The sequence below is a fragment of the Pararhizobium sp. LjRoot255 genome (assembly GCF_964252905.1).
GTDB lineage: Bacteria > Pseudomonadota > Alphaproteobacteria > Rhizobiales > Rhizobiaceae > Pararhizobium.
The window spans coordinates 1,533,580-1,554,212 of sequence record NZ_CAXUPQ020000001.1; the positions used below are offsets into that span (position 1 = coordinate 1,533,580).

Annotated in this window: 20 protein-coding genes; 3 read left to right on the plus strand and 17 right to left on the minus strand. The window is 61.0% G+C overall.

Translation table 11 applies throughout. The features are described 5' to 3' along the window. Positions 1-140 precede the first annotated feature (140 nt). The 5 genes from ACSQ2W_RS07570 to ACSQ2W_RS07590 all read right to left on the minus strand — a co-directional run bounded on the left by ACSQ2W_RS07570 (position 141) and on the right by ACSQ2W_RS07590 (position 5,314). Entirely contained in the window at positions 141-1,484 is a 1,344-nt protein-coding gene (locus ACSQ2W_RS07570) for a bifunctional folylpolyglutamate synthase/dihydrofolate synthase (protein ID WP_436085704.1), read from the minus strand. Positions 1,485-1,595: 111 nt separating this feature from the next. Then, a complete protein-coding gene (gene accD / locus ACSQ2W_RS07575; RefSeq protein ID WP_436085705.1) occupies positions 1,596-2,516 on the minus strand; it encodes an acetyl-CoA carboxylase, carboxyltransferase subunit beta in 921 nt (306 codons plus the stop codon). A 50-nt stretch (positions 2,517-2,566) separates the two neighbouring features. After that, positions 2,567-3,406 carry a tryptophan synthase subunit alpha gene (trpA, locus tag ACSQ2W_RS07580; RefSeq protein ID WP_436085706.1) on the minus strand — a complete coding sequence of 280 codons (840 nt, stop codon included), beginning with the start codon at positions 3,404-3,406 and terminating at the stop codon, positions 2,567-2,569. 4 nt (positions 3,407-3,410) lie between these two features. Next, entirely contained in the window at positions 3,411-4,631 is a 1,221-nt protein-coding gene (gene trpB, locus ACSQ2W_RS07585; RefSeq protein ID WP_436085707.1) for a tryptophan synthase subunit beta, read from the minus strand. After that, positions 4,628-5,314 (minus strand): phosphoribosylanthranilate isomerase, encoded by a 687-nt coding sequence (locus ACSQ2W_RS07590; protein WP_436085708.1) that lies wholly within the window; start codon positions 5,312-5,314, stop codon positions 4,628-4,630. Before ACSQ2W_RS07590 ends, trpB begins: the two co-directional genes overlap by 4 nt. Positions 5,315-5,448: 134 nt before the next feature. Here ACSQ2W_RS07590 and ACSQ2W_RS07595 point away from each other — a divergent pair, with 134 nt between their 5' ends. Continuing rightward, positions 5,449-5,649: a YqaE/Pmp3 family membrane protein gene (locus tag ACSQ2W_RS07595; RefSeq protein WP_436085709.1), complete on the plus strand. Its 201-nt coding sequence runs from the start codon at positions 5,449-5,451 to the stop codon at positions 5,647-5,649. 5 nt (positions 5,650-5,654) lie between these two features. Here ACSQ2W_RS07595 and ACSQ2W_RS07600 read toward each other — a convergent pair whose 3' ends face one another. The 11 genes from ACSQ2W_RS07600 to ACSQ2W_RS07650 all read right to left on the minus strand — a co-directional run bounded on the left by ACSQ2W_RS07600 (position 5,655) and on the right by ACSQ2W_RS07650 (position 17,513). Continuing rightward, complete coding sequence (locus tag ACSQ2W_RS07600; protein ID WP_436085710.1) at positions 5,655-6,413, minus strand: M48 family metallopeptidase; 759 nt, start codon at positions 6,411-6,413, stop codon at positions 5,655-5,657. A 123-nt stretch (positions 6,414-6,536) separates the two neighbouring features. Next, positions 6,537-6,968, minus strand: a complete 432-nt coding sequence (locus ACSQ2W_RS07605; protein ID WP_436085711.1) for a DUF2852 domain-containing protein — start codon at positions 6,966-6,968, stop codon at positions 6,537-6,539. Between the two features lie 144 nt (positions 6,969-7,112). Continuing rightward, entirely contained in the window at positions 7,113-8,390 is a 1,278-nt protein-coding gene (gene phaZ / locus ACSQ2W_RS07610) for a polyhydroxyalkanoate depolymerase (protein ID WP_436085712.1), read from the minus strand. A gap of 218 nt (positions 8,391-8,608) precedes the next feature. Further along, entirely contained in the window at positions 8,609-9,442 is an 834-nt protein-coding gene (locus ACSQ2W_RS07615) for an amidohydrolase family protein (protein WP_436085713.1), read from the minus strand. Beyond that, complete coding sequence (locus ACSQ2W_RS07620) at positions 9,439-10,458, minus strand: zinc-binding alcohol dehydrogenase family protein (RefSeq protein ID WP_436085714.1); 1,020 nt, start codon at positions 10,456-10,458, stop codon at positions 9,439-9,441. Before ACSQ2W_RS07620 ends, ACSQ2W_RS07615 begins: the two co-directional genes overlap by 4 nt. A gap of 97 nt (positions 10,459-10,555) precedes the next feature. Further along, complete coding sequence (locus ACSQ2W_RS07625; RefSeq protein WP_436085715.1) at positions 10,556-11,530, minus strand: ABC transporter permease; 975 nt, start codon at positions 11,528-11,530, stop codon at positions 10,556-10,558. Between the two features lie 42 nt (positions 11,531-11,572). Beyond that, complete coding sequence (locus ACSQ2W_RS07630; protein ID WP_436085716.1) at positions 11,573-13,126, minus strand: sugar ABC transporter ATP-binding protein; 1,554 nt, start codon at positions 13,124-13,126, stop codon at positions 11,573-11,575. A 129-nt stretch (positions 13,127-13,255) separates the two neighbouring features. Then, on the minus strand, positions 13,256-14,245 hold the full coding sequence (locus ACSQ2W_RS07635; RefSeq protein ID WP_436085717.1) for an ABC transporter substrate-binding protein: 990 nt from the start codon (positions 14,243-14,245) through the stop codon (positions 13,256-13,258). Between the two features lie 239 nt (positions 14,246-14,484). Continuing rightward, positions 14,485-14,931: an RbsD/FucU family protein gene (locus ACSQ2W_RS07640; RefSeq protein ID WP_436085718.1), complete on the minus strand. Its 447-nt coding sequence runs from the start codon at positions 14,929-14,931 to the stop codon at positions 14,485-14,487. A 24-nt stretch (positions 14,932-14,955) separates the two neighbouring features. After that, on the minus strand, positions 14,956-15,975 hold the full coding sequence (locus ACSQ2W_RS07645; RefSeq protein WP_436085719.1) for an aldo/keto reductase: 1,020 nt from the start codon (positions 15,973-15,975) through the stop codon (positions 14,956-14,958). A gap of 32 nt (positions 15,976-16,007) precedes the next feature. Continuing rightward, a complete protein-coding gene (locus ACSQ2W_RS07650) occupies positions 16,008-17,513 on the minus strand; it encodes a UxaA family hydrolase (RefSeq protein ID WP_436085720.1) in 1,506 nt (501 codons plus the stop codon). A gap of 281 nt (positions 17,514-17,794) precedes the next feature. On the opposite strand from ACSQ2W_RS07650, the gene ACSQ2W_RS07655 reads away from it, so the two are divergent. Then, the gene (locus ACSQ2W_RS07655; protein WP_436085721.1) at positions 17,795-18,673 is read left to right on the plus strand and encodes an FCD domain-containing protein; all 879 of its coding nucleotides are present in this window, start codon (positions 17,795-17,797) and stop codon (positions 18,671-18,673) included. A gap of 17 nt (positions 18,674-18,690) precedes the next feature. Then, positions 18,691-19,782, plus strand: coding sequence for a mannitol dehydrogenase family protein (locus ACSQ2W_RS07660; RefSeq protein WP_436085722.1), 1,092 nt, complete (start codon positions 18,691-18,693; stop codon positions 19,780-19,782). Here the strand turns inward: ACSQ2W_RS07660 and ACSQ2W_RS07665 are convergent, their stop codons facing one another. Continuing rightward, the gene (locus ACSQ2W_RS07665) at positions 19,783-20,586 is read right to left on the minus strand and encodes an aldolase/citrate lyase family protein (protein WP_436085723.1); all 804 of its coding nucleotides are present in this window, start codon (positions 20,584-20,586) and stop codon (positions 19,783-19,785) included. It abuts the gene before it with no gap. Positions 20,587-20,633: the final 47 nt, after the last annotated feature.

Below are 20,633 nucleotides of genomic sequence, written 5' to 3' on the forward strand. Positions count from 1 at the left end.
TGCCTTGTTAAAAATGGAACATCGATAGACGATCGGACGTCGCGCCTGTGCGAAATCTGTTGGCGCATTTGCACTCGACGCACCAGTACCTTCGGATCGTCCTTGAGGCTGCGCCACGCAACAGGATTTCCGGCCTGAAATTACCTCGGCGGCGTGCCGTTGTCGGCAAGCACATCGCCAACCAGATAAAGCGACCCGCCAATCAGGATGCGCGGCGATGCCGGATCGTTCGAAAACATCTGTGTGATGGTCGCCAACGCCTCGGCCACCGTCTCGAGCGGTGTCGCCTCGAAGCCGGCCGCGCCTGCGTCGTCGGCGAGCGCCACCGCGTCGATCCCGGCATCCGAGCCGCGGATCGGCACGGTAAAGACCTGTTCGGCCAACCCCTTGAAGGCCTTGAAATAACCGACCGGGTCCTTGGTGTTGATCATTCCGATGATCAGGAACAGCGGACGAGGATCGCGTTCCTCGAGATTGGCCATGGTTTCGGCGATAACTTGTCCCGCACCCGGATTGTGTCCGCCATCGACCCAGATTTCGGCGCGCTTCGGCGCAAGCGAAACAAGCTTGCCGTCGCTCAGGCGCTGGAGCCGGCCCGGCCATTCGACAGTGGTCAGACCCGCTTCGATCGCGCCCTCCGTCAGATCGAAACCGGCAGCCTTGACCGCGCGGATTGCGGCGGCGGCATTGGCGTGCTGATGGCGGCCGGGCAGGCGCGGCAGCGGCAGGTCCGCAAGCCCGAACTCGTCCTGATAGATCAACCGACCGAATTCCTCATGCGCCATGAAATCTTGCCCGTAGACCGAGACCGGGCATTTCAGGCGCTCGGCCGTCGATACCAGCAGGTCGCGTGCGGTGTCTTCCTCCTGATGGCCGATCACCACCGGGCAACCGTGTTTCATGATCCCGGCCTTCTCTGCTGCGATCAGCTCGACCCGGTCGCCGAGATAGGATTGGTGATCGAGCGAGATCGGCATGATGACGGAAACGGCCGGGGTCCTGATCACATTGGTGGCATCGAAGCGGCCGCCGAGGCCGACCTCGATGATCGCGACATCTGCCGGATGTTCGGCAAAGAGGAGGAAAGTGACGGCCGTCAGGATTTCGAAAACGGTGATCTTCTGCCCGCTGTTCGCCGCTGCCACGCGCCGGACCGCATCCGCCAGGACGGCGTCGCTGACCAGCGCGCCGCGCCCGCCCTTTTTGCCGATACGGTAGCGTTCGTGCCAATTGACGAGGTGCGGCGAGGTATGGACGTGGACGCTCAGACCGGCGGCTTCGAGGATGGCGCGCGAAAAGGCGGTGACGGAACCCTTGCCGTTGGTACCGGCGACGTGGATGACCGGCGGCAACCTGTCCTGCGGATTGCCGAGCACGTCGAGCAACCGCGTGATCCTGTCGAGCGACAGATCGAAGCCCTTTGGATGAAGGGCCAGCAGCTTGTCGATCTCCTGTCCCGCCTCGCTGACATGCGCTGTCGTCATCACCGCTCCTGCAAACCGCTGTTGGAGCGCTGCACGCCATCGAGCGAGCCGAGAACGCTACAATCTCAAATTCTTAACATCCGCCTGCGCACGGGTGAACGCGGGGTGTCCTCAAACGCTGGCCGAGGCCGCAATCGGCAGGGCGGCCAAAGGCGTGTTGCCACTCAACTTAGCGGCATCCATCGGCTTCTTCATCAGGATTTTCAGGACACGGGCGAGCGTCGCGGGAATGTCGTGGCGCTTGACCACCATGTCGACCATGCCGTGCTCCATCAGATATTCCGATGTCTGGAAGCCCTCGGGCAGCTTCTCGCGGATTGTCTGTTCGATCACGCGTTTGCCGGCAAAGCAGATTTCTGCGCCGGGTTCGGCAAGGTGCAGGTCGCCCAACATCGCATAGGAGGCGGTGACGCCGCCGGTGGTCGGGTTGGTCAGCACGACGATATAGGGAAGACCCGCTTCCTTGAGCATCTGCACCGCGACAGTCGTGCGCGGTAGCTGCATCAGTGACAGGATGCCTTCCTGCATGCGCGCGCCGCCCGATGCCGGAAAGATGACCAGCGGGCACTTTTCCGCAATCGCCTTTTCGAAGGCCTTGATGATCGCCTCGCCGGCCGCCATGCCGAGCGAACCGCCCATGAAATTGAATTCATGCACGACACCGACGAGCTTCACGCCCTGTACGCGGCCGACGCCGGCAACAATCGTGTCTTCCAGATCCGTCTTCGTGCGGCTGTCGCGCAGGCGATCGACATACTTCTTGGAATCACGGAACTTCAGCGGGTCCTGAGCCACCTTGGGCTGCGGCAGGGCTTCATAAACGCCGTCATCGAACAAGTCCCTCAAACGCGCCTTAGCCGGCATCTTCATATGGAAGCCGGAGGCGGGGATGACCCATTTGTTCTCTTCGAGATCGCGGTGGAACACCATCTCGCCGGTCTCCGGGCACTTGATCCAGAGATTTTCCGGAACTTCCCGGCGGCCGAGCATCGAGTTGATCTTCGGTCGAACGTAATTCGTGATCCAGTTCAAATCCAAACTCCTGAATATTTAAAACCGGTCCTGCCCCATAATGTGGGCAATTATTCGGCCGCTACAAGCCGTGCGGAACGAACGCCGGCGGAAAGGCCACGCACCAGGGCTTCCACGCCCGGCACCGTCGCCCCTGTCGATTTCCCGTCTTCGGTCAGACTTGATGCCACCTGATTGACGATGGCGGTACCGACGACCACGCCGTCGGCCGACGCGCCGATGGCGTGCGCATGTTCGGCCGTCTTGACGCCGAAACCGACGCAGACCGGCAAATTCGTGTGGCTCTTGATCCGCTGCACGGCGCCGCCGACAACCGAGGGATCCGGCAGGGCCGAACCGGTGATACCGTTCATCGAGACGTAGTAGACGAACCCGGAGGTGTTTTCGAGAACCTTCGGCAACCGCTTGTCGTTGGTGGTCGGGGTCGCCAAGCGGATGAAATTGATGTCCTTCTTCAGCGCCGGGATGCAAAGCTCGTCATCCATTTCCGGCGGCAGATCGACGACGATCAGGCCATCAATGCCCGCCCCCAGCGCATCATCGAGGAAGCGCTCGACGCCATAGACGTAGATCGGGTTGTAGTACCCCATCATGACGATCGGCGTGTCCCGATCGTCGGCACGGAAACGGCGGGCGATTTCCAGCGTCTTTGTCAGCGTCTGTCCGCTCTTTAACGCACGCTGGCCAGCGAGCTGGATCGCGGGGCCATCGGCCATCGGGTCGGAAAAGGGCATGCCGAGTTCGATGATGTCGGCGCCGGCCGAAGGCAAGGCCTTCATGATCGCCAGCGACGTCTCGAAATCCGGGTCTCCGCCCATGAAATAGGTGACGAGCGCCGGGCGGCCTTCGGCAGCAAGATCGGCAAATCGTTTGTCCATGCGTGCGGTCATGCTCTTATAACCCCATTCCAAGAATCTTGCCGACGGTGAAGATGTCCTTGTCGCCGCGGCCGGAGAGGTTCATCAGGATGGTCTCGTGCTTGCCCATCTTCGGCGCGCGCTTGATCACTTCGGCGATCGCGTGGCTCGGTTCCAGCGCCGGGATGATGCCTTCGAGACGCGTCAGCAGCTGGAATGCCTCCAGCGCCTCATGGTCCATGATCGGCACATATTCGACACGGCCGACATCGGCGAGCCAGGAATGTTCCGGGCCGATCCCAGGATAGTCGAGGCCGGCCGAAATGGAGTGGCCTTCCTTGATCTGCCCGTCGCCATCCTGCAGGAGGTAGGTGCGGTTGCCGTGCAGCACGCCGGGCGAACCCGCCGTGATCGAGGCGCAATGCTCGTCACCTTCCAGTCCCTTGCCGCCCGCCTCAACGCCGACCATCTTGACGGATTCGTCATCGAGGAACGGATGGAAGATGCCGATGGCGTTCGATCCGCCGCCAACGGCTGCGACGACCAGATCAGGCAGTCGGCCTTCGGCCTCCAGCATCTGTTCGCGCGCTTCCGTGCCGATCACCGACTGGAAATCGCGGACAAGTTCCGGATAGGGATGTGGGCCGGCGGCCGTGCCGATCAGGTAATAGGTACTGTCGACATTGGTAACCCAGTCGCGCAGAGCCTCGTTCATCGCATCCTTCAGCGTGCCGGAACCGGCGGTAACCGGCTTCACTTCGGCACCGAGCAACTTCATGCGAAACACATTCGGCGCCTGGCGCTCCACGTCAGTGGCGCCCATATAGACGACGCAAGGGAGACCGAAGCGCGCGGCAACCGTTGCCGAGGCGACGCCATGCTGCCCGGCGCCGGTTTCGGCGATGATGCGGGTCTTGCCCATGCGCTTGGCAAGCAGGATCTGGCCGATGCAATTGTTGATCTTGTGCGAACCGGTGTGGTTCAGCTCTTCGCGCTTGAAATAGATCTTGGCGCCGCCAAGATGCTCGGTCAGTCGCTCGGCAAAATAAAGCGGGCTCGGCCGGCCGATATAATGGGCGCCGAGATGCTTGAGTTCCGCCTGGAATTGCGGATCGGTCTTGGCCTTGTTCCACTCGTCCTGCAGGTCGAGGATCAGCGGCATCAGGGTTTCGGCGACGAAGCGGCCGCCGAAAATGCCGAAACGGCCGTCCTCGTCGGGACCCGACCGAAACGAATTCAGTTTGGGCGTTTCGTTCACTTGTTTCTCCCTGCCAATGCTATATCTCCGGCGATCGCCATTTCCGCGCGCAGAACGGCATCGAAAAACTCTTCCATGCGCTTCAGATCCTTGACGCCCGGCGCGCTTTCGACGCCGGACGAGATATCGACGGCCTTTGCGCCCGTGAGCGCCAGCGCCTCGCCGATATTGTCCGCATTCAATCCACCGGAAAGCATGTAATCGACGCTGTCGTCAAGCGCGTCGAGCAGCCGCCAGTCGAAAGAAACGCCGTTGCCGCCCGGCAGATCCGAGCCTTTCGGCGGCTTGGCATCGAACAGGAAGCGGTCGGCGATGCCGATATAGGGCGCGATGCGTTTCAGATCGTCGGCTTCGCGAATGGAGAGCACCTTCATGACCGGTAGCCCGTAGACGGCCTTGACCGTCAGGACCCGTTCGGGGCTTTCGTTACCATGAAGCTGCAGTATATCCGGCGACAGCGCCGAGACGATCTCGTCAAGCAGATCGCTATCCGCGTCGACCGTCACCGCGACGATCTTCGCCTTGCCACGAATGCGATCGGCGAGGCGACCGGCATCATCGGGCTCGATGTTGCGCGGGCTCTTCGGAAAGAAGATGAAACCCGTGTGGCGCGCACCGAGCGTCACGGCCCGATCCACGGCCTCGGCAGTCTTCAGCCCGCAAATTTTCACTTCCGTTTTCATGCACAGCGACCTGACATGAAATGCCGCGCGAGTCGAGCTTAAAACACATCGAACTGTGGCGCCAATGATGCTTCAACCATTGCTAATAGCGGTAAACGGTCCCATATCGCCATCGAAAATGAATGGAGAATCCCATGCGTCTCTTGCTTGCCCTCATCCTGCCCTGGCTTCAGTTTTTCACCATCGGCCGGCCGTTCGCCGGGATCATCTGCCTGATCCTCCAGATCACGCTGATCGGCTGGGTTCCGGCTGCGATCTGGTCGGTCTATGCGCTCAGCCAATACAAGACGGACGAGAAGATCAGGGAAGCGCTGGGGTACCAGTATCGGCGCTGAGCCGGTCAATCGAAATCGATGGCGTGCAGCATCGTGCCGTTGCGCTTCAGCCAGCGCTTGGCATCTTCCATGGCCGGGCAGAGTTCTTCGCAGAGATCCCAGAAATCCGGTCCATGATTCATCTCGCGCAAATGCGCCACCTCGTGTGCGGCCAAATAGTCGATCACCTTCGGCGGCGCCATGACAATGCGCCAGGAGAAGCTCAAGCTCCCATCGGCGGCGCACGAGCCCCAGCGGCTGCGTGTGTCCTTGAAACTCAGGGACTTCACCTTGCGGCCGATGATGCGGGCATAGATAGCAACCAGGTGTTCCAGGTCGTTCCGCGCTTCCTTCTTCAGGAAATCCGCAATCCGGCGGCGCAAGTGCTCTTCTGCGCCGCTCACCCGGAGCACGGCCTCGTCGTCGATGACGACGGCTTCGGTCAGACCACGCAGCTTGCCGGTGCGCTCGATCCGATGGGCAACGCCGCGCAGCAGGATGGTGCCGCCCTCTTCCAGAACACTTTCGCCGGAAAACCGGGCGAGCTTGGTCATCAACCAGCCCTGATGCCGGTCGAGAAAGGCGTTGATTTCACGCTCTGGCAGCCCGGCCGGGATCGTCATCTTCAAGGAACGACCACCCGGCTCGATCCGCAGCGTCATCCGCGTGGCGCGGGCATTATGCCGGATCGTCAGCGGCATCGCCTTGCCAGCAACGTCTATCGTCCGCTGCACGGACGGCGGCGGGGACTTGGGCTGACGCGACTTTCGAAGCAGGGAGAACATGAGGGATTGATAGCCGATTCGTTTGATGGGCGCATGATCCCCGAGATGCGCGCACGATATATCAAAAAGAAAAACCGGTATCCGAGGAGAATACCGGTTTTGTCGTCCAGCTGACCATAGCGATCAATGCGCGGGGAAGCCCGGGGTGGAGCCAGAACCGCCGGAATTGCGTTCGCGCATGAAGCGGTCGAATTCTTCCTGGTCCTTGGCGCGACGCAACTCGCGAACATAGTCGTCGAACTGCTGGCGCATTTCATCGAGCTTGCGGCGTTCTTCATCGAGGCGAGCAAGTTCTGCTTCGCGCCAGTCGTCAAAGGCGACGTTGCCGGTGCGAAATTGCGGACCGCAGAAGCCGCGGCCGCCGCCACGCTTGAACGACGTAAAGACGCCGTCGATGGTCGAATTGGCGTCCTTCTTGAAGGATTTCAGCCTTTCGCCGAACAGGATGTAGGCAAGCACGGCAAGGCCAAGCGGCCAGAAAACCACGAAACCGAGCACCATCATGGCAATGGTCGCAGGCGTCCAGTCCGGACGGATCAATGCAGATTGGTTCATGTTCAGAAGTCCTCACTAACAGTGGGCCTCTCCTTCGGGCCCGCTTATAACGAGATGGGAAGAGGTCTGCCGCTCTGCAAGGCAAACCTTCGCAGATTCCGGCAAACCCCTGATATCGACCGGTGAAATCGATATAAGCGGGGATCAGCCGGTTTTTCCGCCTTTAATCAGCCGCGGCATCGGCGGCTTGGCGCTGCGGGCATGCTCGCGCTGGAACGCGGTGATGCGCGGCGCAATCTCGCGACGGAACCGCGATCCGTTGAAGACGCCGTAGTGGCCGACATCCGGCTGCATGTAGTGCATACGCATGTTCTCGGGGATGTTGGTGCAGATCGTCTGCGCCGCCTTGGTCTGGCCGACGCCGGAAATGTCGTCGTTTTCGCCTTCGACCGTGAGCAGCGCCACCTTGCGGATCGCGGTCGTGTCGACGCGGCGGTCGCGATGCATCATCTCGCCCTTCGGAAGGGCATGGCGCATGAAGACGGTCTCGACCGTCTGCAGGTAGAACTCGGCTGTCAGATCCATGACGGCCATATATTCATCGTAGAAGTCGCGGTGCTTTTCGGCGGCGTCGCCATCGTTCTTGACAAGGTGTGCGAAGAACTCCTTCGTCGCGGTCAGGTGGCGGTCAAGATTCATCGACATGAAGCCGGAAAGCTGCAGGAAACCGGGATAGACCGGACGCATGAAGCCCGATTGCGGGAATGGCACCGGCATGATGACTTTGTCGCGGAACCATTCGATCGGCTTGTCTTCGGCGAGCTGATTGACCGCGGTCGGGTTGATGCGCGTGTCGATCGGGCCGCCCATCAGCGTCATCGAGGACGGCGACAGCGGATCGTTATCCGCCTCCATCAGCGCCACGGCGGCAAGCACCGGAACGGCCGGCTGGCAGACGGCGATCACATGGGTGTCCGGCCCAAGGGCATGCAGCATCTGGATGACGTAGTCGATATAGTCATCGAGGTCGAAGGTGCCCTCGGTCAGCGGCACTGTGCGGGCATCGATCCAGTCGGTGATATAGACATCAGATTGCGGCAATAGCGCTTCGACGGTGCCGCGCAGCAGCGTCGCATAGTGTCCGGACATCGGTGCGACGACCAGCACCCTGGGATCGGCCGTCCTGGTTTTCGGGAGCGCACGCTCGAAATGGATGAGGTTGCAGAAAGGCTGGCGCCAGACAATGCGCTCGTCGACGGCGACGGACATGCCATCGACGATCGTTTCGGGCAAACCAAATTCCGGCTTGCCGTAGCGACGCGTCGTGCGTTCGAAAACCTCGAGGCCGGCGGCAGCCGCGCGGCCGAGATAGGTATGCGCAAAGGGATTAAGCGGATTGGCGTAGGCCAGCCGCAAGGCGTCCGCTGCGGCGCGCCATGGGGCCATCATCGCATGATTGAGCTCGTAGAGCTGGTAAAACATCGGAAGCGTTCTCCTTGTTACCCTAGACGACAACGCCGCTCCCCGTTGGATGCAACCTTGCACTTGTTCTTTTATCCGCTTGTTCGTTAGCAAGGCAAACAGTAACACTTTTCTTGTGCGACGCAATAAATATGCCCTGCTCACTTAGGACTAGTTCTATTACAAATCTGTCATGGAAGGCTTGGTACTCGGAAAAGGCGCTTGCGCGAGCCTGCCCATCACGAATCAATGCCGTAGAAACGCGCGGCACTCGTTCCAAGAACCGCCAAACGAGCGCTTTCATCAAGGTCTCGCAGCAATTCGTTCGCCGCTATCCACCATTTTTCATAATTCGCATCGAGATGAACGACAGGCCAATCGCTGCCGAACATCATGCGTTCCGGTCCGAAAACATCGAGCAGGTGCAAGACGTAGGGCCGCAGCCGATCCACCGTCCAGCCGCGGCCAGCTTCCGTGACCAGCCCGGAGAGCTTGACGCAAACATTCCGCCGGCCGGCGAGCGCAGCCATGTCGGCGCGCCAGGGCTCGATAATTCCCTTGGCTATGAACGGCTTTGCCCCGTGGTCGATGACGATCGGCAGATCGGGCAACCGGTCGGCGAGAGCCGTGATAACCGGCAGGTGGCGGGGCTGAATAAGAGCGTCGAAACGCAGGCCCAGTCCCGGCAGCATCTCCAACGTGCGCATCGCCTCGGGCTGAAGGATGCAGAACGTATCCTCCAAACCCTGCAGCATCGGACGGATTCCCCTGAACTTCGGATGGCGCTTGAACCGCTCCAGATCGGAACGTGCCGCTGGCGACCACACGTCCACCCAGCCGACAACGGCGGCGACGGTTCCTTCGCGTTCTGCCACATCAAGCAGGAATTCGGTTTCGGCCAGGTTGGGTGCCGCCTGGACCAGCACGGTTTTGGTGATGCCGGCTGCCGCCAGATGCGGCCTCAGGTCTTCCGGAGTAAAATCCCGATGAATCTCCGAGAGCTCCGGCGGCGGCCAGTCATTGTGGCCAAGGCCGAGCGTCCAATAGTGCTGATGAGCATCGATATGGCTCAAGGCGACACCTTTACCACGGCCTTGATCAATCCGGCCTTCTCATGCGCCCAGCGCGGCAGGTCACTTACTACGTCATCCAGAGTGGTGCGATGCGTGATCAACGCTTCGATCGGCACATGGCCGGCGCGGATCGAGGCTGCCACGTGCTCAAAATCCTGCCGCGTCGCGTTGCGGCTGCCAACCAGCATCATTTCGCGCTTGTGGAACTCAGGATCGGAAAAGCGGATGTCGTCCTTGACGACGCTCACGAAGACAAGGCATCCGCCATGGGCGACGAAGGCAAAGGCTTTTTCCATCGAGCCGCCGAAGCCGGTGGCATCGAAGACGACATCAAAGCCATCGCCGCCTGTCGCTGTCAGCACCGCATCCAATGCGCCATCACCAGCGAGAATGCCATGTGCAAATCCAAGCCGATCGGCGGCCATCGCCAGCCGCTCGGGGCTCGCATCGAGAAGCGTCACCTCATGGCCGGCGATGCGCGAAAACAGCGCAGTGCCAAGGCCGATGGGTCCGGCACCGATGACCAACGCCCGCGATCCGGACGGCGCAAGTGAACGGCGCACGGCATGGGCACCAATCGCCAGAAACTCGACAGTTGCCGCCGCCTCCAGCGATAGGTCGCCAGCCGGATAAAGATTTCCCTCCGGCACCAGGATTTCCTCGCAGAAGGCGCCGTCGGCATGAACACCCAGCACCTTGATCGCCGCGCAGCAATTCGGCTTGCCCTTGCGGCAGGCAACACAGGTTCCGCAGGAAAGATAGGGATTGACGATGACAGGCGTTCCCGGCGTCAACGAAACTCCTTCGCCGGATTCTATCACTGTCGCCGAAATCTCGTGACCCATGACGCGGGGATATTCGAGAAAGGGATGTTTGCCTTCGAAGATGTGATAGTCGGTGCCGCAGATGCCGACGTGGCTGACGGAAAGTCGCGCCCAGCCCCTTGGCGGCGCCGGCGGTAGCGGTCGGTCAGTAAGTTCCAGACGCCCGGGCTCGGGGCAGATCGCGGCTTTCATGGCAGGCAGTTCCTTGCAATCGTCCGCAACAACGTGAGTCACGGTTTTGATCGGCATCCGGCCGGCTGGCTCCAGCCGGCCGGATGTGGGAGGACAGTCAGCGCGAGCCGCGGCGGCGCAACTGGTCGAAATAGACGATGACGATGATCAGCACGCCGGTGATGATGCGCTGCCAGAACGAGTTCACGTTAAGCAGGTTGGCGCCATTGTTGATCGTCGCCAGGATGAAGGCGCCAAGCAGCGGCCCTTGCACCGAACCAACCGCACCGAACAGGCTGGTGCCACCGATGACCGAGGAGGCAATCGCCTGCAGTTCCCAGCCTTCCGCCTGAGTGGCGTTGCCGATGCCGATGCGCGAGGCAAGCAGCAGGCCGACGAAGGCAGCGCAGGTGGAGGACAGGATATAGGCAAGGTAGATCGTCCGGTTGACATTGACGCCGGACAGGCGCGCCGCTTCGCTGTTGGAACCGACGGCGAAGAGATAACGGCCCCAACGGCTTAAGTGAAGGAACACATAGGCCGGGATAGCGACGACGAGAACCATCCAGAACAGGCTGGGAATGCCGAGGAAATCAGCACGGGAAAAATTCGTGAAAGCCTCGTTGCTGATCGAGATCGTCGAACCGTTGGTGATGAGAAGGCCGATGCCACGCAGCGACGTCAAGGTTGCCAGCGTGATGATGAATGCTGGAAGTCCCATACGCACAATGCCGAAAGCATGGAACGCGCCGATCAGCACGCCAATCAGCAGCGTGATGATCATCGCCAGCCAGAGCGGCACACCGGCGGCGAGCAACCAAGCAACCGCAACGCTGGCAAAACCGACGACGGCGCCGACAGAAAGATCGATGCCGGCGGTGATGATGACGAAGGTCTGCCCCACCGCCAGGATCGCCGTCATCGCACCCTGACGCAAGAGATTGCTGAGGTTGTTTGATGTCCAGAAGCTGTTGGTCGAAAGACCGAGAAGCAGCCAAAGGAACAGCAGAAGCCCGAGCAGGGTGAGCCCGAACAGAATGTTCATTCCTCGTTTCGGCACAGGTGCCGCTTCTGTTGTCGCTTCAACGCTCATGATTTTCCTCCACGCATATGTTCTTCTGGTCTTTTCACGATTTCACACGCCGATCGCCTGGGTCAGCACGTCCTCGTGCGAGCCGCCGCGATAGCTGTGACTAGCCACGAGTTTTCCCTGCCGGAACACATGCAGCCGGTCGGCAAGTTCGTAGACCTCCGGCAGATAGGACGAGATCAGGATGATGCCCGCCCCCTGTTCCAGCAGCCGGGCAAACAATCGGTAGATTTCAGCCTTGGTGCCGACGTCGACGCCAACCGTCGGCTCATCGAAAATGAACAGCTTGGCGCCGTGGCTCAGCCACTTGCCGATGACGATCTTCTGCTGGTTGCCGCCGGACATGGCAGACGCCAGCACCCGGCGCGTCGGCGTCTTGATCTTCAGGTCCTTGATCTGGCGGTCTGCGTTTGCGATCTCGCGGCGACGGTTGATGGTGAAACGGCTTGTCAGCCGGTCGAACACCGGCAGGTTGATGTTGAGGCCGATCGGCAGGTTGAGGCAGAGACCTTGGTCGCGGCGGCTTTCCGGCGCAAGCGCAATGCCAAGGTCCATCGCCTGGCGCTCATTGCGGATGTCGACCTTCTTGCCCTGCCAGTAGATTTCGCCGGACGTGACCGACTGGCGGCCATAGAGCCCAAGCGCAAATTCGCTGCGCCCGGCGCCGATCAGGCCGTAAAGCCCGACAATTTCGCCGGCCCGTACGGAGAGCGAGATATCCTCGAAGCCGGGACCGGAAAGGCCGCGCGTCTCGACGATGGTGGCGCCGATCGGCAGGGTTTCCTTATGATAGATCTGCTCGATGGTGCGATTGATCATCAACGCGATCAACTCGGCATCGTTGGTCTCGCTGATCTTGCGGGTGCCAACATGGGTGCCGTCGCGAAGGACCGAAACGCGATCGGCGAGTTCGAAGACTTCTTCCATGCGATGGCTGATATAGACGATGGTCACGCCTTCGGCCTGAAGCCGGCGAATGAGCCGGAACAGCTGCGCCGATTCCTGACGTGTCAGATAGGCGGTCGGCTCATCGAAAATCAAAAACTGCGTGCCACGCATCGCCGCGCGCGCCGTAGCGACGAGTTGCTGCTGGCCGATCGTCAATGTCGACAACGTCGCTGCCGCCGGCAGGTTGAAGCCGAGATCATTGAGCACGGCCTGCGCCGCATCGGTCATGGCGCGCTTGCGCATCAGGCCGCTATTGTTCATCTCGTCGCCGAGGAACATGTTGGCGGCGACGCTCAGATGCGGGCAGAGCACGACTTCCTGGTGAACGGCATTGATCCCGCGCGAGATCGCCTCTGTCGGATTGGACAGCTGAACGGGTTCGCCGCACCAGAAAACCTCACCGGACGTTCGCCGGATAACGCCAGTCAAAAGCTTGATCAGAGTCGACTTGCCCGCGCCGTTTTCACCGACGATCGCATGGATTTCGCCGCACAGGAACGTCAAGTTGGCCGGTTTCAGGGCCTCGACGGCACCATATTTCTTCTGCAGGCCGCGCAATTCCAGGATTAGCTCTCCCCTGGGAACGGGATGCCTGGCAACCGTCGCCGCTCCTTCCTCGTGCCGGTGGCTGACGTCAAATAGTCCTGTCATGGCGGCTCCTCTCCTGGACCCAAAAACCTGCTCCAAGCCGAAGTTTCAGCCTGAAGCAGGTCAAGATCGCGCTCTGCGGGGGGCGGCAGGGCAGTCGCCCAACGGCTGTGATCCTGCCGCCTTTGTTGATCAGTTGACCTTCGGGTTCAGAAGGGCGTCGATCTTCGGGTCGCTCATGTTGGCTTTTGTCACCAGGTTGGCGCCGGTATCAACATTGGCTTCGACCTTCTCACCCTTGGAAACGGCCAGCGCGGTTTTGATGCCGTCATAGCCCATCCGGTAGGGATCCTGGACGACGAGGCCTGCAAGCACGCCTTCCTTGAGGAAGCCGACCGTCTTTTCATCGCTGTCGAAGCCGATGACCTTGATCTTGTCGCCGAGCTTGTTTTCGGCGATCGCCTGGCCGACGCCCTGCGCCATGATCAGGTTGGAAGCAAAAACGCCAACGAGATTCGGGTTTGCGGTGATCAGGTCGGTCATCATGTTGAGGCCGGTGGTAGCCTGACCGTCGGCATATTTATCGGCGACGACCTTGAGGCCCGGATATTTCGCGGCGATCTGTTCCATGAAGCCATTGTGGCGCTGATCGAGCGAGCCGACGCCCGGCAGGTTGGTGATGATGGCGATTTCGCCCTCTTCCTTGCCCGTTGCTTCCTTAATCGCGGCGGCAAGACCGTCAGCGGCGATACGGCCACCCTGTGTGTTGTCCGTCGTCAGGAACGAGCTGAAGGCCTTGGAATCAGCGGCCGAGTCGATCCCGATAATCGGCACGGATTTGGCAGCTTCGTCGATCGGCTTGCCGAGCGCCTTGAATTCCGTCGGCGAGATGACCACGGCGGCCGGGGAGCCGGCAACGGCGTTTTCAAGAATGCTGATCTGGCCGTTGATGTCGGATTCGGCCTGCGCGCCGAGTTCCGGCACATTGACGCCGAGATCCTTGCCCGCAGCGCGGGCGCCGGCCAGAACGATCTGCCAGTAGAAGGACGTCGTGTCCTTGACGATGATCGGGATGGTGACGTCTTGGGCGAACGATGTCATCGGCATCATTGTGGCGAACACGGCGGCACCAGCAAGGCTGGTAAAGGCGCGGCGCGACAGGATATGCTTCATAAGAGTCATGGTGTTGTTCTCCTCCAACAGCGCCTTGTTGAGTTCTCCTCGGATCGAGCCGCAAGACGCGAACAGTTCGACCTTTTATCGATAAAAAACATATTACCCTGGCAAGCTATCTCAGCAATTTCGAAATTGCAAGCGGTGGGCTCTGTCCTTGCGCATTGATTTCCTCCCAACGCCAAGTCACTGTTTTCCATCACGAAGATGATCCGGCCATGTCCCTTGGCCGGGCATTTCGGGGGCCTCTACACCCGGTAAAGTTCCTGCGGATGCACGACACCCTTTTTCAGGATGATATTTCCATAAAGGCGAAACTCGGTGGTCGCGACGATATAGGCCGCCCTGCGCGCGCGCGCGTAGAAGGCAAAGCGCTCGATCGGCACGACCCTGAAATCGCCGGCAAGCTTGTGGACCAGCTTCTGGAATTCGACGCAGACTTCCGGCTCGGCCGACGGATCGCCGACGACTTCCATCCGCCAGGCGGATTCGTCGGCGAAGGTATCGAGAGGCATATGCGCAAGGATTGCCTCGGTGATGCTCAAGGCGTCGACCCCATCGGCCCTCACCACCTTCGGCCCCATGGTGCTGGCCGGAAAATTGGCGTCGGCGACCACGATCTCGTCGCCATGGCCCATCGTGCGGATCGCATGAAGCAGATCCGGTCCGAGCAATGGATGTATTCCCTTCAGCATTCCGCTTTCCCTTTCACGATCCGGCTAGACTCGAACAGCTTCCGTTCCCATTTCGGGCGCGACCAGCGTATGGGCGTCGTAAGGCTCAAAGTCGGCCGGCTGCAGGCGCCGTTCCGTCAATTCCATATTGCGCGTCAGGCTCGACGGTTTTGCCGTTCCGAGCAAGACGGAGGCAACGACCGGATTCTGTAACGGAAACTGGATCGAGGGTGCCGCAAGCGGCAGCCCTTGCGATTGAGCGATCCTCTCCAGCGCACCCACCTTATCCAGAACCTCCCGGTCTGCCGGCATATAGTCGAAATGCGATCCCTCCACCGGACCCGTGGCCAGAATACCCGAATTGAAAACGCCGCCAACCACCAGCGAGGTTTTCTTTTTCTCGCAGAGCGGCAGCAATTCGGCAGTGGCAGTGCGGTCGAGCAGTGTGTAGCGCCCTGCAAGCAGGATGCAGTCGAGATCCGCCTCTCGCATCACATCCAGGCAGACAGGTACTTCATTGACACCAAGACCGTAGGCGGAAATGGCGCCGCTCGATTTCAGCTCCTCCAGCGCCTTGAGGCCGCCATCAAACAGCTGGCGCAGATAGATGCGGTTGCGCTCGGCGCCATGCGTATAGACACCGATGTCATGAACGAAGAGGATATCGATGCGGTTCAGGCCAAGCCGGGCATAGCTGAAATCGACCGATCGCATGACCCCATCGTAGGAATAGTCGTAGTCGGTGTCGAACGGCAGCGGATCGACGAAACCGTAGCTCGGCACCTTGTCGTCCGCCACCGGGCGCTGCAGGCGGCCGACTTTCGTCGATAGAACATAACTGCCCTTGGGCTTGTCCCGCAGGAAATCCCCGACCCGTCTTTCGGCCAGGCCAAACCCATACCAGGGTGCCGTATCGAAAAGCCGCAGGCCTGCATCCCAGGCGAAGCCAAGCGTTTCCATTGCCGTCTCGCGCGGGCAGGCGCGATACATCCCGCCCAGCGGTGCGGTACCGAAACTGTATTCGGTAACGGACAGATCCGTCCGACCGATCCTTCTTGTCTGCATCAACCCTCTCCTCCCTCTGACGGCTGCTTCCGTCAGAGTGTCGCGCCCAGGTGCCAGGGCACGAATTCATTGTCGCCGTAGCCGAACAGTTCGCTCTTGGTCTTCCTTCCGGACGCGGTATCGATGATCAGGTCGAAGATCTCGCGGCCCTTGCCGGCGATCGTCGCATCTCCGGTGGCAATCGTGCCGCAATCGATATCCATGTCCTCCTCCATGGCCCGATAAAGCGCCGTGTTGCTCGTCAGCTTGATGGAGGGACAGGGGCGGGAGCCGAAACAGCTGCCGCGGCCGGTCGTGAACGTGATCACATTGGCGCCACCGGCGACCTGGCCGGTTGCCGATACCGGGTCATAGCCGGGCGTATCCATGAAGACGAGGCCATGTTCGGTCACCCGCTCGGCATAGTGATAGACCGCCGTCAGCGGCGAGCGACCGCCCTTGGCCACCGCGCCGAGCGACTTTTCGAGGATGGTGGTCAGGCCACCGCGCTTGTTGCCGGGCGACGGATTGTTGTCGAGCGACGCGCCATGCATCTCGACATAGCTTTCCCACCAGGAGATCAGCCCATCGAGCTTCCGCGCGACATCCTCGTTGACTGCGCGGCTGCGCAGCAGATGCTCAGCGCCATAGATTTCCGAGGTTTCCGACAGGATCGCCGTGCCGCCGGCGCCGGCCAGGATATCGACCGCCGCTCCGAGCGCCGGGTTTGCCGTGATGCCCGAAAGTCCGTCCGAACCGCCGCATTGCAGGCCGACAATGATCTCGCTGACCGGGATCGGAATGCGTCTGGCAGTACCGATTTCCTCGGCAATCTCCTCGAGCACGCCGATCGCCCGGGCGACGGCACGGCGCGAACCGCCGGCATCCTGAATATTGAAATGACGTTTGCCGGCGCCGGAACCGCTCTGGCCGTAAAGGGTCAGTTGGTTGACCTCGCAGCCAAGGCCGACCATCAGCACGCCGCCGAAATTCACATGGCGGGTGTAGCCGGCCAGCGTCCGGTGCAGGTTCTTCATGCCGTCGCCGGTCGAGCTCATGCCGCAGCCCTGATCATGGACGATCGGCACGAAGCCGTCGATGCCGTCATAACGCGGCAGGATGGTCCGGTTGGCCTCGTCGGCAATGGCGCGACAGACCGTGGTGGAACAGTTGACGCTGGCGATGATGCCGATGAAGTTGCGCGTCGCAGCGCGGCCGTCGGCGCGGCGATAGCCCATGAAAGTGCGCGCCTTGTCGGCAGCACTCGCGGCCTCCGGCTGCACCGGCGCGCCGATCGACAGGCGGTCCTGATCGAAGGCGAGATTGTGCGAATGGACGTGGTCGCCGGGCGCGATATCGACGGTCGCGCGGCCGATCGCCTGGCCGTACTTCACCACCGGCTCGCCGGCGGGAACCGGATGGATCGCCACCTTATGGCCTGGATCGATCCTGGCTCCGGCGCGCACGCCATCCGGCAGTTCGCCACCCGGCTCGAAGGCGAGCGACGCGACGGCCACATTGTCTTCCGCCGACAAAACGATAAAGGAAGGTGCGGTCACCCTGGTATCTCCCTTGACGGTTTTTCTCTGAGCAAGAGTGCTGATTCATTTTTGTCTTTTATCTACAATAGACAGTTCGCCGTCAATGGGTATTATGCATCAGACCGGGTCGCAGCAAAAAGGCAACGACCGCATCAAACCAAAATCAGGGACCGCAACACTATGAAACTTCGGGTATCAAGCCGAGACAGCGCCGGACAGACCGGATAGAGCAGCCTTCCAAGCCGAACCGGGAATCTCCGGTTCGATCGACAGAAACCCCTATCCGGCCGGGCAAAATCATGGCGAAACAGAACACCGTCTTCAAGGACGCCTTCAACCGCTGCCTCAAGCTGCTTGCGGAAACGTCCGCCCTGCCCTCCGAGCCGGAACTCGGCGCGACGCTCGGCGTCAGCCGCACGACCATCCGGGCGATCTTGGCACGGATGGAAGAGCTGCAGCTGATCGCCTGGAACAAGCGGGCGAAGGCGGTTCTGCGACAGCCGAAGGCCGAGGATTATTACCCGGCCGAGGAAACCGATTCGCTGTCCGAAATCATCGAGCGCAGCTTCATGCGCCGGATTCTGGCCGGCGGTGCCGAGCCGGGCATGCAGATCAACGAGCTTGAGCTCGCCCGCGATATCGGCACGGGCACGACCAGCGTGCGCGAGTTCCTCATCCGCTTCAGCCGCTTCGGACTGATCGAGAAACGGCCGAACAGCCACTGGATCCTGAAAGGCTTCACCCGCGAATTCGCGCTGGAGCTGACCGAGGTCCGCGAGATGTTCGAGCTGCGTTCCGCCGCAAGTTTCGCGGTCCTCGATGCCGATCATCCGGCATGGCAGGAGTTGGACCGGATCGAGGCGCTGCACCAGGAAATTCTCGCCGATATCGACAATCGCTACCGCGACTTCTCCGAACTCGACGAACGCTTTCACCTGCTCGTGCACAAGTCCTCGAGCAACCGCTTCATCGTCGATTTCTACGATATCATCGCTATCGTCTTCCACTACCACTACCAGTGGAACAAGGCGAATGCGCGCGAACGCAACGCCCGGGCGCTGGAAGAACACCTCGCCTATATCGCAGCGCTGAAAACACGGGACGTGGCGCAGATCGAAGCCGCATGCAAGCGACATCTGAGGTCAGCGCGCGAAACCCTGCTCCAATCCATTCAATAGCCGGATTCATCAGACCCATGCCGACACCAATCGTCCAGTTTGGAACCAGCCGCTTCCTGCAGGCCCATGCCGATCTCTTCATCAGCGAAGCGCTTGGCACGGGCGAGGCTATCGGAAAGATCACCATCGTCCAGACGACCGGCTCGGCGGAACGGGCGGGACGGCTGAACGCGCTGGCGGCGCCGGAGGGATTTCCCGTGATTGTCCGGGGTCTGGCCGATGGTGTCGAAATCGACCGGAGACAACAGGTGACCAGCGTCGCACGGGCGCTCACGACGGCAAGCGATTGGCAAGAGGTGAAACGGATCGTCGCGGAAGAGGCGGAAATCCTGGTCTCGAATACCGGCGACACCGGCTACGATGTGGAAAGCGGCGATCCTGGCACGGAAATCCCCCCGTCCTTTCCTGGAAAACTGCTCCTGCTGCTTCATGCCCGATTCGTTGCAGGCGGCAGACCGCTGACGGTTCTGCCCTGTGAGCTGATTGCCCGCAACGGCGACAGGCTGAAGGAGGTCATTCTGCGCATTCAAGCCGAGCGGATCGGCGATGCCGGTTTCGAGACGTGGCTGTCATCGGCCGTTGTCTGGGGCAATACCCTTGTCGACCGCATCGTTTCGGAGCCGCTAGAACCAGCCGGTGCCATCGCGGAGCCCTATGCGCTGTGGGCAATCGAAAACCAACCAGGACTATCGATACCCTGTACGCACCCGTCAGTCCTTCTGATCGACGACCTGACGCCGTATGAAAAGCTCAAACTGCACATTCTCAATCTGGGTCACACCGTGCTTGCCGACATCTGGCTGAAAACCGGCCGCCTGCGCGACGAAACGGTGAAGGAGATCCTGCGCGACCCCCATGTCGCGGCGACATTGACGGAGATCTACGTGACTGAAGTCATTCCCGGCTTTGCCGCCAGAGGGCTTGGCCGGGAGGCGGCCGACTATGTCGCCCTGACGCTCGACCGGTTCCGCAATCCGTTTCTCGAGCACCGGCTTGCCGACATTGCCAATCACCACGCCGAAAAAATCGTCCGGCGCATCGCCGATTTCCGGGCCTGGAGCCCGGAAGTTGCCATGCCGCGGCTGGCAGCGATCACCAGCAACCGATGATCAGTAGCCGACAACCGGTTTGGCTTTGCTCTCTCCGCCGGTCAGGAAATCCTCGCGCAGTTGGGCGGTAGCGCTGACGAGAAGCGTCACATCGGTTCCGATCGCCATGAAGTCCGCGCCCATGTCGCGATAGAGACGCGCTTGATCCAGGCTAAGGGTCATTATGCCGCGGGCCTTGCCGGCTTTCCTGATCCGCTCGAACGCGTCCTTGATGGCAGCGGTCACCACCGGATGGCCGGGCTGGCCGAGATAGCCCATATCGGCGGCGAGATCCGATGGACCGATGAACAGCCCGTCGATCCCGTCAAGCGCAGCAATCTCGTCAAGGGCTGCAAGGCCCGCCCGGCTCTCGATCTGGACGATGAGGCAAATTTCCGAATTTGCCGTCTCGAGATAATCGTCGATGCGGCTGAACTGGGACGCCCGGCCAAGCGCAGCGCCGACCCCACGGATACCATGCGGCGGATAGCGCACCGCCCGGACCAGCGCCCGTGCCTGTTCAACACTCTCGACCATCGGGATCAGCAGCGTCTGCGCCCCGGCGTCGAGGATCTGCTTGATCATCCACGTCTCGCCGACCGGCAGCCGCACGATCGGATGGCTTGCCGAGCGGGAAACCGCCTGGATCTGCGACGACAGGAGCGGAATATCGTTCGGCCCATGTTCGCCATCAATCAGCAGCCAGTCATAGCCGCTGCTGGAGACGATTTCGGCCGCATAGGGACTTGCGAGAGCGACCCACAGACCGAGCTGGAAACGGTCCTCGCGGATCGCGGCCTTGAAGTTGTTTTTCGGGGCGGGCATCGCTGTCTCTCCTTGCGCTGTCACGGCTACTTAAAACGCCACTACAA